We start from the raw sequence: 15,187 nt of genomic DNA on the forward strand, positions 1-15,187 counted from the left end.
AATAAATGCGATTATATGTCCCGTTAGGGACTACCTATTTGTAGAAAGCAGCTTAAGTTTTAGCTTGTGCCACGTAGTGGCTACCCTTTTTGAACGCAATTGCCCACCTGGCAGTTTAGGGTAGAGCCGATGGCTCAATTTTTTCTCTATTTTTTTGACTACAAACAGGTAGTCCCTAACGGGACATAGATAGTCAAAAGATAGGGGTACACGGTAGCCCGTTGGGACGGAACCGTACAATCGCTCCACCACTCACAACTCCACACTCACCACTCACAACTCACTACTCACCACTCACAACTCCACACTCACCACTCACCACTCACTACTCACCACTCACAACTCACTACTCACCACTCACTACTCACTACTCACCCCAAATTGTCATCCCTGCCTAACAATCCAATTTAAAAAGCCCATACCTCAAACTTTTGAGTAAAATATTCCGTTATTTTATACCAGAAAGGCAAAATATGCGTGGTTACGGATTTTCGGACTTTAAACCGAACCAAATTCCAAAAGGCGGATTTGAAGAATTACTAAAGTTATTTCTGGAGTTGCTCAACTATACCGCGGGCGATGCCGGCGAAGCCCTGTCATGGCTCAATGAGTTAGATAAAAAATACAATATCACCAATGACGAATACGGCATGGGCGATTTTATTGATGAGCTAAAACAAAAAGGCTACCTAACCGAAGATAATCAAACCGGCGAGGTAAATATTACCGGTAAAACCGAGCAAAGCATCAGGCAGTCGGCATTGGAGGATATTTTTGGTAAGCTCAAAAAATCGGGCAAGGGCAACCACCGTTCACCGCAAAGCGGACAGGGCGATGAGCGCAATTCCGAGCGGCGCGAATTTGAGTTTGGCGATAGTTTGGACCAGATAGACATGACGCAATCTATCCACAACGCGCAGGTTAACCACGGCATTGGCGATTTTAAAATGACCGAGCGCGATCTGGAAGTAGAGGAAATGGATTATAAAACCCTAACCTCTACCGTGCTGATGATAGATATATCGCACTCCATGATATTATACGGCGAGGACCGCATTACCCCGGCAAAAAAAGTTGCCATGGCCCTGGCCGAACTGATACGCACCAAATACCCAAAGGACACGTTGGATATTGTGGTTTTTGGTAACGATGCCTGGCCGATTACCTTGAAGGATCTGCCCTATTTACAGGTTGGTCCATTCCATACCAATACCTATGCGGGCCTTGAACTGGCTACAGATCTGCTTCGCCGACGCAAAACGCATAACAAGCAAATATTTATGATTACCGACGGTAAGCCCACCTGCTTAAAAGAAGGTAACCGTTATTATAAAAACAGCATTGGGTTGGATAGAAAAGTGGTGAACAAAACCCTGAATATGGCCGCGCAATGTAAGCGTCTAAAAATACCTATCACCACATTTATGATAGCTAAGGACCCTTACCTGCAGCAGTTTGTGCGCCAGTTTACCGAAACCAACGGCGGCAAGGCATTTTACAGCTCGCTGAACAATTTGGGCGAATACATTTTTGAGGACTACGCCAGGAATAGAAGGAAGAGTGTTAGGTAGTCCGAAAGTCGGGAAGACCGAAAGTCCGAAAGACATTCATCGAAATAAAACATTAAAAACACTTCCGGACTTTCCGACTTGCGGACTTTCGGACACAAAAGATAACAATGAACAAATTAGATATAACAACATTAGGCCAACTTAAAGCATCAGGCTATAAAAGCGAATCGGTTAAGGATGAATTGCGCAGAAACCTGATAACCCAGCTACAAAACAAACACGAAGGCGGATTTGAAGGTATCATCGGTTTTGAGGATACCGTAATTCCGGATCTGCAAACCGCCATTTTATCCAGGCATAATATTTTGTTGCTGGGTTTACGCGGGCAGGCCAAAACACGTATTGCGCGCCTGCTGGTAAACCTGCTTGACGAATATGTGCCATATATTGTAGGATCTGAATTATATGATGACCCTTTGAAGCCGATATCATGGTACGGGCATAACATTGTACAGGAAAAAGGCGATGATACCCCTATTGCCTGGATACACCGCTCAGAACGTTATACCGAAAAACTGGCTACGCCTGATGTTACCGTTGCCGATTTAATTGGCGATGTTGACCCCATTAAAGCGGCTACCATGAAGCTAACCTATTCGGACGAGCGCGTAATACATTTTGGGTTAATTCCGCGTGCGCACCGGGGCATATTTGTAATTAATGAGCTGCCCGACTTACAGGCGCGTATACAGGTATCGTTATTTAATATTTTGCAGGAAAGGGATATACAAATACGTGGTTTTAAACTGCGCCTGCCTTTGGACATACAGTTTGTATTTACCGCCAACCCGGAAGATTATACCAATCGCGGCTCGATAGTAACCCCGTTAAAGGACCGTATTGAGAGCCAGATATTAACCCACTATCCGCGCTCGGTTGAAATTTCAAGAAAGATAACGCAACAAGAGGCTTTGCTTACACCCGAACAACGCCTTAAGGTGGAGGCCGATGGCTTGGTTAAGGATCTTGTGGAACAGATAGCTTTTGAGGCACGTAACTCGGAATTTATTGATAAAAAATCGGGGGTATCGGCGCGGTTAACCATATCGGCTTATGAAAACTTGATAAGCAATGCCGAGCGCCGCATGATCATTAACCACGAGGATAAAACCTTTGTGCGCATAGCCGACTTTTTGGGCGTTATCCCGGCAATTACCGGCAAAATTGAGCTGGTGTATGAGGGCGAACTGGAAGGGCCGGCAAAGGTTGCCAACATCCTTATTGGCAAAGCCATAAAAACTTTATTGCTTAAGTATTTCCCTGATCCTGAAAAGGCTAAAAAGGCCAAAGTGCCAAATCCGTATGCCGAAATTATCAACTGGTTTAGCGATGGTAATAACCTGGCCATAATTGACGACCTGCCGCTGGATAAATACAAAAAAGAACTTAACTCAGTGCCGGGATTGAAGGACCTGGTTAAAAAATTTCACCCTAACTTAGTAGAAAGCCAGCAATTGATTTTGATGGAATTCATTCTGCACGGCCTGGCGGAGTTTTCGCAGTTAAGCAAGGGCTTTTTAGATAATGGCTTCGCTTTTGCGGATATGTTTAACAGTCTGTTTAATATGGAACCGGATGAAGACGATATTGATTTGGATGATGACCGCTACTAATTAAATGGAGGGGCAATTTTTTACTATCCTGTTTATTGGTGCTATCCTTTTTTTATTGGATATGTACCTGGAAAATGGCTTTAGGGCCGCGTTTAAAAAACGCGGTTTTGTTGCAGGTAGGCTTTTCAGGCAAATTTATATTGCTTTTTCTTTAGTGCTGATATTGGGTACTATAGCCAGCATCTATCTTAAAATACCTGTTGGCGTACGCGCCGGATTTTTACTGGTATTTTTTGTACTGATCATAGTTAAGGTTACGTTTTTGCCATTTGTGCTAATTGACGATATAAGGCGTTTAATAATTCGTTTTAAAAAACAGAAAGTCGTACCCGTTTCACCTAATGAGCCTCAAAAAAATAAAATACCACGTTCAGAGTTTTTGATGAAAGCCGGGTTGATAACGGGTGTAGTGCCTTTGGCAGCTATAGGCGTAGGCATTGCATCGGGCGCGTATGATTATAGGGTACGGTACCAAACACTTAACCTGCCCAACTTGCCTAAAGCCTTTGATGGCATGACCATAGGGCAGATATCAGATATACACGCTGGTAGTTTTTATAATAAGAAGGCCGTGCTTGGCGGTGTAGAAATGCTGCTGGGCCAAAAACCAGATGTCATATTTTTTACCGGCGATTTGGTGAATCGTCGTACTGATGAGGTATACGGCTACCAGGATATATTTAGCAAAGTTAAAGCTCCTCTGGGCGTTTTTTCTACTCTTGGCAATCATGATTATGGCGATTATTATACCTGGCCATCCGCGGCAGCGAAACAAAAAAACCTGGCCGATATTATTACCACCCATAAAAACCTGGGCTGGGACCTGCTGCTTAATGAAAACCGTCGCCTTAAAGTTAACGGCGAAGAAATAGGGATACTGGGTTGTGAAAACTGGGGCGAGCTTACCCGCTTCCCTAAATATGGCCGTATGGAGCCAACGATAAAAAACACGGACGATCTACCCGTAAAACTACTCTTATCACATGATCCGTCGCACTGGCAGGCACAGATAATTCCGAAATATCCGCAGATAGACGTCATGTTCGCCGGTCATACCCATGGTATGCAATTTGGCGTTCGCACCGAGCATTTTCAGTGGAGCCCGGTTGAATATATTTATAAAGAATGGGCCGGGCTTTACCAACAGGGCACACAACAACTTTATGTAAATGTTGGTTACGGCTTTTTAGGTTTCCCAGGTAGGGTTGGAATATTGCCGGAGATTACGATATTTACACTACGATCTGCAGCGTTGCCAAACAAAGCCTGATACTATACTGTAAATGAAAAAAACACTCAAGTCTATTCTTGATTTTTTATTATTCAGCAACATTTTTATGTCATTATGCGCCGTTGCGCAGGCATTAGTAACCTTCCATTTAATAAAATCACAACCTGTCTATCCGGTACTGGCGCTGCTATTTACATCTACCCTGGGCATTTACAATTTTTGCATGCTAATAAGCGGGCCTAAAAATCCACAGTTGTCGCCACATATGCGTATACGCTGGTTTTTTGCGCATTACCGGCTCATGGTTACGTTTACTATAGTATCGCTGTTATCGTTGGTCCCATTGTTTTTTTTGGTATCAACCGGGTCGCGGCTTTTACTTATTTTTTTAAGCATCATATCTTTTTGCTACAGCCTGCCCATGTTTAGTCTGGGAGAGCAAAAATTTGGACTTCGTAATATACCGGGGTTAAAACCTTTTTTAATTACCATAGTTTGGACGTTAAGCACCGTGCTGCTACCCATATTAGAAGCTCAGGAAATGCACATCACAGTAAACATGCGCGATACTGTGATACTTATAGCCAAGCGGTTCCTGTTTATATTCGCGCTAACGGTTCCGTTTGACATACGAGACCTGTTTGAAGACAATAAACTGGGAGTGCGCACTATCCCTGTTATAATAGGCGAAAAATGGGCCTACCTTTTTTGCCAGGCTTTGCTGGGTGCTTACATTCTATTACTGTTCATCTATCAAAAAAGCTTTAATGCCGATTTCCTGTCGCTCACGTTCACCGCATTTTTAACCGGCTGGCTCATCTTTAAATCCAAGTGGGAAAAGAACGAATACTATTACTTTTTTTATATGGATGGCGTGCTTATACTACAATATTTATTTCTGCTGGCATTTAAAAAATTCTGATAATGGCTGCCGGTTATAATAATGCCGCCTGGTTTTATGATAGCTTATCGCGGCTTGTTTATGGCGATGCCCTGATAAAGGCACAGGTGTATTTACTGCAACTTATACCACCAAATGCAAACATACTTATAGTGGGGGGCGGCACCGGCTGGATATTGGATGAGATTACAAAACTATACCCATTAGGGCTGGAGATTGTATATGTAGAGATCGCCGAAAAAATGATGGCCCTATCGCAAAAACGCAATACGGGTAGTAACCACATTACTTACATTACCGGCGCTATTGAAAATGTACCTATCCCCGGCGAATTTGATGTAATTATAACCCCGTTCCTGTTTGATAACTTTTTACCTCATACCCTTAAAGAAGCGTATAACCGCCTGCACCTGTTGTTAAAACCAAACGGCTTATGGCTAAATACCGATTTTCAGCTTACCGGTAAATGGTGGCAAAATGTACTGCTAAAAAGTATGTTTTTATTTTTTAAGGCCATAAGTTGTGTTGAGGCATCCAAACTACCTGATATCGAGCATGAGTTTGCCCGCCACAATTATCGCTCTTTAATACGCAAAACTTTTTTTGGCGATTTTATTCTATCAACTGCTTATAAAAAACCAATGTAAGTTGTTTGGTCTATTTAAACAACAATGTCATTTCGAGCGGAGCGAGAAATCTATGGAGCGATTTACACGTGTATAGATTTCTCGCTCCGCTCGAAATGACAAGAGTATTAAATGCTTATTGATAAGAAAACTTATACCCAATACCCCTTACCGTTTGCAGGTATTGCGGCGAATCGGGATTGGTTTCAATTTTTTTACGGAGGCGCACAATATGCATATCCAATGTGCGGGTATTTACGTCGGCATTATAGCCCCATACCTCCATCATCAATTCTTCGCGGTTAATTACCTTGTTTTTATTTTTCAGGAAGTATAATAAAATGCGATTCTCTAAAATAGTAAGCTCAATTTTACGGCCATCCCGTATCAGCAAATGCGTATTAGGCAAATGCTCCATATTGGCAAAGTGGTACGATTCTGATTTTTCGTTATTTAACTGAAATTTGATCTTGTTATCAATCAGCGCCACCAATACGTCCATGTTAAATGGCTTGGTCACGTAATCACTCACACCAAAATTATAGGCCGATATTTTATCAATATCCTGCTGTTTTGCGGTGGTCATAATTATTAATTTATCAAAACCTTTGGCTCTTATATTGGTACAAACCTCGGCTCCCTGTTTGCCGGGCAGCATCCAGTCTAACAAAACTATATCAGGCTGCTCGGCCAGTATCATCGTTTCGGCATCATCGCCATTATTGGCTTCTAAAACTTTATACCCTTCTGATTGCAGGCGCTCGGCCACCAAAAAACGCAGGTTCTCATCATCTTCAACCAGCGCAATTTTTATTTCCTTATTCATATCTTAATTTTCGTATGGAAGTGTAACCTTAAACTCCGATCCTTCATTTACCTTGCTATGAACTGTTAATTCGCCATTCATAAAATTAACCAGTTCTTTGCAAAAGGCCAGGCCAAGCCCTACACTCCCGTTTTGATTATATTGGTTCTCTAATCTATAAAATTTTTTAAATATATTATTTAATTCATTTTTAGGTATGCCTATTCCTTTGTCAATAAAGGAAAATGCAATATTGCGCCGTTCAAGCCTTATTTGTATAAATAACTCCTTTTTATTACGGTGCGAGTATTTATAAGCGTTCTCCATTAAATTCTGAAAAACACTGCCCAGCAATACCGGGTCGGCATAAAAAAAATGCACATCCTTTATATTAAAGCTCAAATCAAAATCAGGATATTTTATTTTAAACGTATCAATGTATCCCTGTGTAAATGTATTAACATCAATTTTATCCTTTTTAACGGTAATGGATTTATTTTCAAGCTGGGTAAATGATAAAAGCTTGTTCATAAGTTCGTTCAGCTTATCGGCCTCCTCATCCAAAATTTTACCATAATGTTTAAGCTGCCTGTCGCTTAACTCGCCTTCACCACGCAAATTTGAGCCGGCTATTTTTATTACGCTTACGGGTGTTTTAAACTCGTGTGTAAAGTTGTTTATAAAATCATATTGCAGCTTAAACAGCTTCATGTTAACATCCAAATTGCGGTAAATAAGCCAGCCTATAACTACCATGAATAGGTATATTAACAGTACTATACCGGCTACGGGCATAAAGCGACGGTTGATCTCGGAAGTAAGGTAATCGCGCTGTGATATGAAATACAATTTATAATCAGAAAAAGCGCCCGATAATGCCAGCTCATCAGTAATGGTTTGATTATGATCAATATTTAACGGATCGTAAGTAAGCTGTTGTATGGATATATTTTGATATAATTCCGGATAAGGGTTTGCAATTTTTAACGAATGCACATCAAGCCAAAAAACCATCATATCCTGTTTATATGACATTTTACTTTTGCTTTTAAGCAAATCCCGGTACGCTTTCAGGTCCTCACTTCTCGGTTCGTTCAAATAACTTATTCTGCCGGGTTTAATACTGTAATAAGTTCTAAATATCTCTTCGGGCGCGGCACCCCTTGTTGTATCATAATTGGTAATATAGGTGCCAAGCTTATCAGCCATAGTTATAAAATCGTTGTCTGCAATTTTACTATCCAGTTTTTCTGATGTAACAGTATCCTTATAGGGCGTGTATTTATAAACTGCCCCTGGCGTGATTGCCAATTTATTACCAACCGGGCTATTACCTATCAATACCTCATAATAAACAACTTTTTTTACAAAGGGGTAGTCGCGAAAAATAGTGTTGGCATAATTACCGGCTGATGCCGGCTTAAGTAAGCCCTGGTATGACGTAAGTTCGGGAACGCGGGTACTAAAAAAATCCTTGTATCCGCCGGTAGTTTGTTCTAAAACATTATTCTTCTTTAACGAGAACTCGCTCTCTACATTTGTTGTGGTTAGGTTATACGCTACGGCCAGCGCTATAAACAAAACTATGGTAATCATTACCAGGAAAGCAATTATCAGCGAAAAATTTTTGCGGTAAACCTGGTTGGGCGCTTTCATAGGGCAAAACTAATTTTTACCCCGCAAATTTGTATCTAAAAATTCTTCTATCTCTGTATACATTTCCATACGTGCCCGTTCGTTTCTAAATGCCTGCCTTTCGTTTTTTTGCAAAACATATTTTACCGGCACTTTATTACGCTTTTGCAGTTCGGCCACAAAATGGTCAAGCTCGCTTATATTAGCCCTTGGGTCTTTTCTGCCTTGAAAAATAAGCAGCGGCACCTTAATTTTTTCGGGATGAAATACAGGCGATATCGCTATTAATTTTGAAGCATCAGTTTCGGGGTTACCAATCATTTCGTACATCATTTGTAATGATGGTTTAAAAAATGGGTTAACATCTTTTATATAGGCCAATATATTGATGATGCCATATTGTGTAATAGCACATTTATACAATTTTGGATGAAAGGATACACCATACAGGGCTGAAAAGCCACCAAACCCACGACCAAAAATTGCTATTTTATGTGGATTAGCGATCTTTTTATCAATGAGCCAGTTTACGCCATCGGTTATGTCTTGCTGTATTTTACCACCTAACTCTTTAAAGCCTGCACTGTAAAAAGCTTTACCATATCCAATTGATCCTCTGTAATTAACCTGGAACACCGCGTAACCGCGATTTGCCAAAAACTGTATCTCGGCACTATAGCGCCATGAATCGCGTCCGGGCTGGGCAAAAGGGCCGTCATGTGGCATTACTACCACCGGCAAGTTGGTGGAACCTCCTTTGGGTAAGGTTAAATACCCGTTTATAACCCAACCATCACTTGCTTTAAAACTAACGGGGTGTACAGCACATAATTTATCGGGCGCAATAGCCGAGTTATCTGCCAGGTTAGTTATCTTATTCTTATTTAGCTCATACAGATAAACCGAACCCTGGTTACGATCAGTGTACGTATTTATAATAAATTTATTTTCGGCAGTGTCACGTTCGGCTATGTTAATTTCGTTATCACCAAGCTGCTTTTGTAAACTTTTATAAATAGCTTCGGTATAGCTGTTTAAAAAATGTTTTTGTGGCTTCGCTTCTTCCCACGATGCCAAATCAAGACGGCCTTTATTACGCGAGTAATCAACGCGTAAAATATCGGCTTTATCACTCGAAAAAATAACCCGTTGCTCTTTTCCTGTTAGCGCGTTTATTTCAACCAGCGCAGTTTTATCGCGGTTAACATTTGATAGTGCATAAAAGCTGTTTTTTCCGCATGAAAAAGGCACCGGCTTTACCGAGTTTTTAAAGTTGTTTTTTATAATAGCCGTAAATGGCGCATTATCATTTGGCCTGAATAATATGGTTTCGTCCACCCCGTCTGACGATTTAACCAACCTAATCCTCCCGTCAATATCCGGGAACCATTCTGTTATTTTACCTGGGTTTACCAGGTAGTTTTTTAACTCGCCGCTTTTAACGTTTAATTTATAAATATCATAATATACCGAGTCGCGCTTATTCATTGCAATGGTTATTATATCAGGCTGCTGTTTGTTACGGTTAAGCACACGTATATCTACATTTTTTTCTGACAGCAGGTTACGCACCTTTAATGAAGCAACATCAAGAGCAAACATTTTATTCTCATTGGTGAGTATATTATGCTGGTTAAATATAATCTGATTATCGTATGTCCATGAATAATCACGTCCAAAAAAACCGTCAAACGTAGTGGCCTTGCGCTCCGTGCCGTCAGCAAGTGATTTAATAAAAAGATCATTTTTTTGCTTATCGCTTCTTTTTAGATAGGAAATGTAATTCCCATCAGGCGATATTTTAAAACTTACCCTTTCAGGCGTCTTAAAAAAGTCGCTCACGGGTATTACATCCTGCTCATTATTTTTGCAGGCCTGTAAACCAATAAGTGCTAATACAAAAAATAAAAGTTTAAAATTCCTCAACATTATATATCAACCCCAATAATTTCAATCAGGTTAAGTTATACAAATAACACAATCAATTTAAAATGTCACTACAATTTTACCCTATTAATTAAGTTTAAAATATACTGGCTTAATTAATTTATTATTTTTATAAAATGAAGCGATATTGCTGTGCCGTTGTACTGTTTATAATTGGTTGTACCAAACTTTTTGCCCAGGGCAATGAATTATTATTGGCAAAGCAATATAGTGATAATGGCGAAATTGACAAAGCGCTTGCCATATATCAAAAATTATATAAAGAGGATAATGAAACCAATTATACCTATTATGTAAACGGCCTGATATCCGCTAAAAAGTTTGATGAGGCCGAAGCTATAACCAAAAAAATAATACGCAAATACCCTACAGCACATAAATATGCTATAACCCTGGGATCAATTTACAGCAAACAGGGCGATACCACAAAAGCCAATAATGTATATGACGACCTGTTAAAAAACATACCGCCAGACCAAAGCGAAATAGCCATACTGGCTACGCAGTTTTATCAGGCCAATAATATTAATTACGCCATAAAAACTTTTTTACAGGGACGTAAAAGCCTGCATAACGACGCGCTGTTTGCTAACGAGCTAATTACCTTATACCGTAGTAAGCGCGATAAGGTTAACTTAACCAATGAGTTTTTAAACTTTTTGCCTTCAAACCCTGAATATATTTATCAGGCCGAAAACATACTGGCCACCCTGTTTGAGGGCGAAGCTGATTATGAAATATTGCGGACCGCCCTGCTGCAAAAAATACAAAAAAACCCGCAGCAAATAGTTTTTGTTAACCTGTTGATATGGCAGTATATGCAGCAAAAAGATTTTGACCAGGCGCTGAACCAGGCACTGGCCTTAAACAGGAGGACCCCCACCGATGATGGCAGCACCCTTTTTGACCTATGCAGCACATTGGTAGTTAATGGTGCTTATGATACGGCTATAAGAGGATACGAATACTTAATAAGCAAAGGCAAAGAACAGCCTTATTACGTATCGGCAAAAATACAGCTTATTGATACTAAAAACCTGAGGATAACAGCCGGCAAATACGTACCGGCCGACTTGTTGAGCCTTGAAAAAGATTATTTTGACCTGTTAACCGAATTTGGCAAAACACCTAACACTGTTTATGCCATACAAAAGTTGGCCAACCTACAGGCGTTTAAACTGCACAAGCCTGCCGAGGCTCAAAAACTACTGGAGGAGGCAACTAATATACCTGGTATAAGCAACCAGGTTTTGGCCGGTATTAAGGTTGATCTGGGCGACGTTGAATTACTGACCGGGCTGCCCTGGGAAGCCACCCTGCTTTATAGCCAGGTAGAAAAAGATTTTACAAATACACCATTAGCACAGGACGCCAAATTAAAAAATGCCAAACTGGCCTATTACATTGGCGATTTTACATGGGCAAAGGGCCAGTTGGATGTATTAAAAGCATCTACATCGCAATTGATAGCTAATGACGCGCTTAACCTATCGTTATTAATAACTGATAACCTGGCTATTGACAGTGCGGGCAATGCGCTTAAAATTTATGCGCGGGCCGATCTTCAAATATTTGCCGAGCAGCCCGAAAAAGCCATAATGGTGTTGGATAGTATTGATGCAAAATATCCCGGCAATGCTTTGGGTACTGATATCTTAATGTCAAAAGCACGTATACTATTGCAACAAAAAAACTACACCGATGCCGTAGTATTGCTAAAAAAAATAACCGAACAACCCACTGACCTTTGGGCCGATGACGCTGTTTATATGCTGGGCGACATTTATGATAATAACCTTAATGACAAGGAACAGGCCAAAAGTTATTACCAAAAAATAATAACCGACTACCCCGGCAGCCTATGGATAAATGATGCCCGCAAACGTTTCAGACAATTAAGAGGCGATAAGGTTGACGGCCCAATTTAAACTTCAAAATACCTTGCTTTTATGTGTTAATGGTAACCTGCAATTTGTATTTTTGCGGCATGATCATTTATAACGAAACCATAATTGTAGACGAAGCCATTTATAAAGAATGGCTGCACTGGATGCAATCGGTACATATTCCTGCAGTAATGGCAACCGGACATTTTGATTCATACCAGGTGCTTAAAGTGCTTGATTCGCCTAACGAAGGTGTAACCTACTGCATACAATACCGCGCTAAAAACATTGATAATTACAATCAATTTAATTCAAAGCATCAACTGGCATTACAGGCTGCGCATCAGCAAAAGTTTGAGAATCAGTTTGTTTTATTTAACACCTTAATGCAAATAGTAAACTAAATGAAAATTACCAAAACCAGCCTGAAGGACTTATTAATAATTGAACCAAGAATATTTAATGACGGGCGCGGCTATTTTTTTGAAAGCTATAATAAAGCAAAATTTGCCCAAGCCGGCATTGATATAGATTTTGTGCAGGATAACCAATCATTTTCGCAAAAAGGCACCTTGCGGGGGTTACATGCACAAAAAGCGCCATTTGCACAAACCAAGCTAGTGAGAGTAATACAGGGAAGAGTTTTAGATGTAGCTATTGATATACGTAAAAACTCACCTACCTATGGTAAATATGAAACCATTGAGTTAAGCGCCGAAAACCAGCATCAATTTTTGGTGCCACAGGGATTTTTACATGGCTTTGCCACACTTGAAGACGATACCATTTTCGCTTATAAAGTAAATAATTACTACGACAAGGAAAGCGAAGTTGGTGTAATATGGAACGACCCAGACCTGGCTATCAACTGGGGGTTGGATGATGCCGAAATACTGCTATCGCCTAAAGATGAGGTATTACCTTTGTTTAAGGATTTTGATAGCCCGTTTTAAAAATTCTCTAATTGTCATTTCGAACGAGGTACGAGGAGAAATCTATACATATGTTCGAATTAGCATGTGTATAGATTTCTCTCTACGTTCGAAATGACAAAAAGTTCAATATCTTATTTACTTATTAAATTATACAACTCATCCAATTTAGGGCTAAGTACAATTTCTATGCGGCGATTTTTGGCAAGAGCTTCGGGAGTGTTACCCGGATCAATTGGCTGAAACTCGCTTTTGCCTGTAGCCGTTAAGCGGTGCGGATCAATTTTTTCAACCTCGGTTAGGTAACGGGTTACTGATGTGGCGCGCAGTACACTCAGGTCCCAGTTATCTTTTATTTGCCCAAGGTTTAATATCTTTTTGTTGTCGGTATGACCTTCTACAGCAATATTAATATCAGGCTCTTTATTTAACACGGCTGCCAATTGCTTTAAGGCCGATTTGCCCTTATCATCAATAACTATACTGCCCGATGGAAAAAGCAACTTATCTGTTAATGATACATATACTTTGCCGTTACGCATATCAACCGTTAACCCGTTTTGCTGAAAACCCAACAACGCTTGCTGTAACTTATTTTTAAGCGCGGTGCTGGCTTCATCGCGCTTGCGCAAAATAGCCTCAACTTCCTTTAACCTTGCTTCCCTTTTTTGCAGATCGGCCGACAGTTGGTTCACTTTTGATGAGGTAGAAGTATAATTATTGTTGAGATTTGCATAGTTGGTATTTAAGGTATTATAGCTGTTTTGCAAATCGCCCATATCATGTTTTAATTGAGCTATTTCATTATGCAGGCGCGCGGTATCTCCCTGCAACTTAGCCACCTCGGTTTCGAGCGTGCCGGTACGCGTGGTCAGCGAGTCTTGCGTTGCCAATATGGCTTTATACTTTTTATTAGATAATACCACACAAGAGTGAAGGGTGATAGTTAACAAGCCTGCAAATAAAAAATACTTTAGTTTCATCTATTATAGGTTTAGCATTTAGTTAATAGCATTATTTAAAAAAACATTCATGGGATATATTTTGCCGCAAATACCGGCCATATAAGCAACGCAATCTGCCTTTAAAAGTTGTTTATCATTTACTTTATGCGTTACAATAAAGCTTTTCAGCTTTAGTAGGTCAATATTTTCATTATCCGCGCTATACTCTCGTGGAATGGTTTTTAACTGGTCCTGGCTTCTAAAATCGCCAAATAGTTTCACAAATTCAGGGTCGTCAATTATTGCTTTCAATTCTGCGGCGTTATAGTCAATTTCCTGCCGTATAGCTTTTAAATGGTTGGCTTCGGGCATCCAATACCCACCTGCAATAAATGATTTGCCTGGTTGAATATGCAAATAATATTCAACCCCGCCAAGTTTTGACCTTAAGGTAGGTGTGCTTACGCCAAAGTTATTTTTATATGGCAATTTATTTTTGCTAAACCTAATATCGCGGTAAATTCGCATAACACATTTTTGGGGGTCAAGGTCGGTGCTAACCGTTGGGTCAATTTTTTGCAGCAGCTTTAATAATTGGCCGGTAAAGTCAATCACATTTTCGCGTGCGGTTTCGTAGCGGCTTTTATTAGCCATAAACCAATCGCGGTTATTATTTTCAACCAGATCTTTTAAAAAATCAAGTGTTTGCTGGTTTATCATCGGTATCTAAATAAGGCTGATAATGTATTTTAGGCGAGAGCCAATACAAAAGCATCACCCTCGAATACTTAAAGTTTATAGGCGAAAGTAAAAAACATCCGCCAATTATCACCCCCGTATATAACCAGGGCGATGTGGAGTTACCCGTTAATAAATAGGTTAACGCTACAATAATACCCGCCTCGGCAATATTTAACGCGTAACTTACATACATAGCCGCGTAAAAATAGCCCGGCTCAATTTCAAAATACAAGCCGCAATGCGGGCAGTTTAAATTTATTTTACTTAGGCTGTACATGCTGCCCTTAAACATGTTGCCACGGCGGCAACGCGGGCACTTTGCGTGCAGCATTGCATAACCTTTTGGGGTTTTAGC

General features: G+C 40.3%; 14 protein-coding genes. 8 read left to right on the forward strand and 6 right to left on the reverse strand.

Annotated features, from left to right (window positions below; genetic code table 11):
* The first annotated feature begins 473 nt into the window (after positions 1-473).
* The 5 genes from ABI367_RS07785 to ABI367_RS07805 all read left to right on the forward strand — a co-directional run bounded on the left by ABI367_RS07785 (position 474) and on the right by ABI367_RS07805 (position 5,963).
* A complete protein-coding gene (locus tag ABI367_RS07785; RefSeq protein WP_462226711.1) occupies positions 474-1,571 on the forward strand; it encodes a vWA domain-containing protein in 1,098 nt (365 codons plus the stop codon).
* A gap of 107 nt (positions 1,572-1,678) precedes the next feature.
* Positions 1,679-3,184, forward strand: coding sequence for a sigma 54-interacting transcriptional regulator (locus ABI367_RS07790; RefSeq protein WP_462226688.1), 1,506 nt, complete (start codon positions 1,679-1,681; stop codon positions 3,182-3,184).
* Between the two features lie 4 nt (positions 3,185-3,188).
* The gene (locus tag ABI367_RS07795) at positions 3,189-4,454 is read left to right on the forward strand and encodes a metallophosphoesterase (RefSeq protein WP_462226690.1); all 1,266 of its coding nucleotides are present in this window, start codon (positions 3,189-3,191) and stop codon (positions 4,452-4,454) included.
* 13 nt (positions 4,455-4,467) lie between these two features.
* Positions 4,468-5,337, forward strand: coding sequence for a UbiA prenyltransferase family protein (locus ABI367_RS07800; RefSeq protein WP_462226692.1), 870 nt, complete (start codon positions 4,468-4,470; stop codon positions 5,335-5,337).
* Between the two features lie 2 nt (positions 5,338-5,339).
* Complete coding sequence (locus tag ABI367_RS07805) at positions 5,340-5,963, forward strand: class I SAM-dependent methyltransferase (RefSeq protein WP_462226693.1); 624 nt, start codon at positions 5,340-5,342, stop codon at positions 5,961-5,963.
* A 115-nt stretch (positions 5,964-6,078) separates the two neighbouring features.
* On the opposite strand, the gene ABI367_RS07810 is transcribed toward ABI367_RS07805, so the two are convergent.
* From ABI367_RS07810 to ABI367_RS07820, 3 genes are read right to left on the reverse strand one after another with little or no spacing between them, the layout of a single operon-like run.
* Complete coding sequence (locus ABI367_RS07810) at positions 6,079-6,768, reverse strand: response regulator transcription factor (protein WP_462226695.1); 690 nt, start codon at positions 6,766-6,768, stop codon at positions 6,079-6,081.
* A 3-nt stretch (positions 6,769-6,771) separates the two neighbouring features.
* Positions 6,772-8,403, reverse strand: a complete 1,632-nt coding sequence (locus ABI367_RS07815; RefSeq protein WP_462226697.1) for a sensor histidine kinase — start codon at positions 8,401-8,403, stop codon at positions 6,772-6,774.
* Between the two features lie 9 nt (positions 8,404-8,412).
* The gene (locus tag ABI367_RS07820; protein WP_462226699.1) at positions 8,413-10,311 is read right to left on the reverse strand and encodes a S9 family peptidase; all 1,899 of its coding nucleotides are present in this window, start codon (positions 10,309-10,311) and stop codon (positions 8,413-8,415) included.
* A gap of 134 nt (positions 10,312-10,445) precedes the next feature.
* Here ABI367_RS07820 and ABI367_RS07825 point away from each other — a divergent pair, with 134 nt between their 5' ends.
* Genes ABI367_RS07825 through rfbC form a run of 3 tightly spaced genes read left to right on the forward strand, consistent with a single transcriptional unit; the run spans position 10,446 to position 13,168 of the window.
* Positions 10,446-12,257: a tetratricopeptide repeat protein gene (locus ABI367_RS07825; RefSeq protein WP_462226701.1), complete on the forward strand. Its 1,812-nt coding sequence runs from the start codon at positions 10,446-10,448 to the stop codon at positions 12,255-12,257.
* Positions 12,258-12,316: 59 nt separating this feature from the next.
* Positions 12,317-12,619: a DUF4286 family protein gene (locus tag ABI367_RS07830; RefSeq protein WP_462226702.1), complete on the forward strand. Its 303-nt coding sequence runs from the start codon at positions 12,317-12,319 to the stop codon at positions 12,617-12,619.
* Positions 12,620-13,168 carry a dTDP-4-dehydrorhamnose 3,5-epimerase gene (gene rfbC / locus ABI367_RS07835; protein WP_462226704.1) on the forward strand — a complete coding sequence of 183 codons (549 nt, stop codon included), beginning with the start codon at positions 12,620-12,622 and terminating at the stop codon, positions 13,166-13,168.
* Positions 13,169-13,281: 113 nt separating this feature from the next.
* On the opposite strand, the gene ABI367_RS07840 is transcribed toward rfbC, so the two are convergent.
* The 3 genes from ABI367_RS07840 to ABI367_RS07850 all read right to left on the reverse strand — a co-directional run.
* Positions 13,282-14,130: an OmpA/MotB family protein gene (locus ABI367_RS07840; protein ID WP_462226705.1), complete on the reverse strand. Its 849-nt coding sequence runs from the start codon at positions 14,128-14,130 to the stop codon at positions 13,282-13,284.
* A gap of 18 nt (positions 14,131-14,148) precedes the next feature.
* Complete coding sequence (locus ABI367_RS07845) at positions 14,149-14,811, reverse strand: DUF2461 domain-containing protein (RefSeq protein WP_462226707.1); 663 nt, start codon at positions 14,809-14,811, stop codon at positions 14,149-14,151.
* Positions 14,789-15,187: DUF983 domain-containing protein (locus tag ABI367_RS07850; RefSeq protein WP_462226709.1), on the reverse strand; the 399-nt coding region annotated here is incomplete at its 5' end. The genes ABI367_RS07845 and ABI367_RS07850, both read right to left, overlap by 23 nt.

This window comes from Mucilaginibacter sp. (genome assembly GCF_039935595.1).
Lineage (GTDB): Bacteria > Bacteroidota > Bacteroidia > Sphingobacteriales > Sphingobacteriaceae > Mucilaginibacter.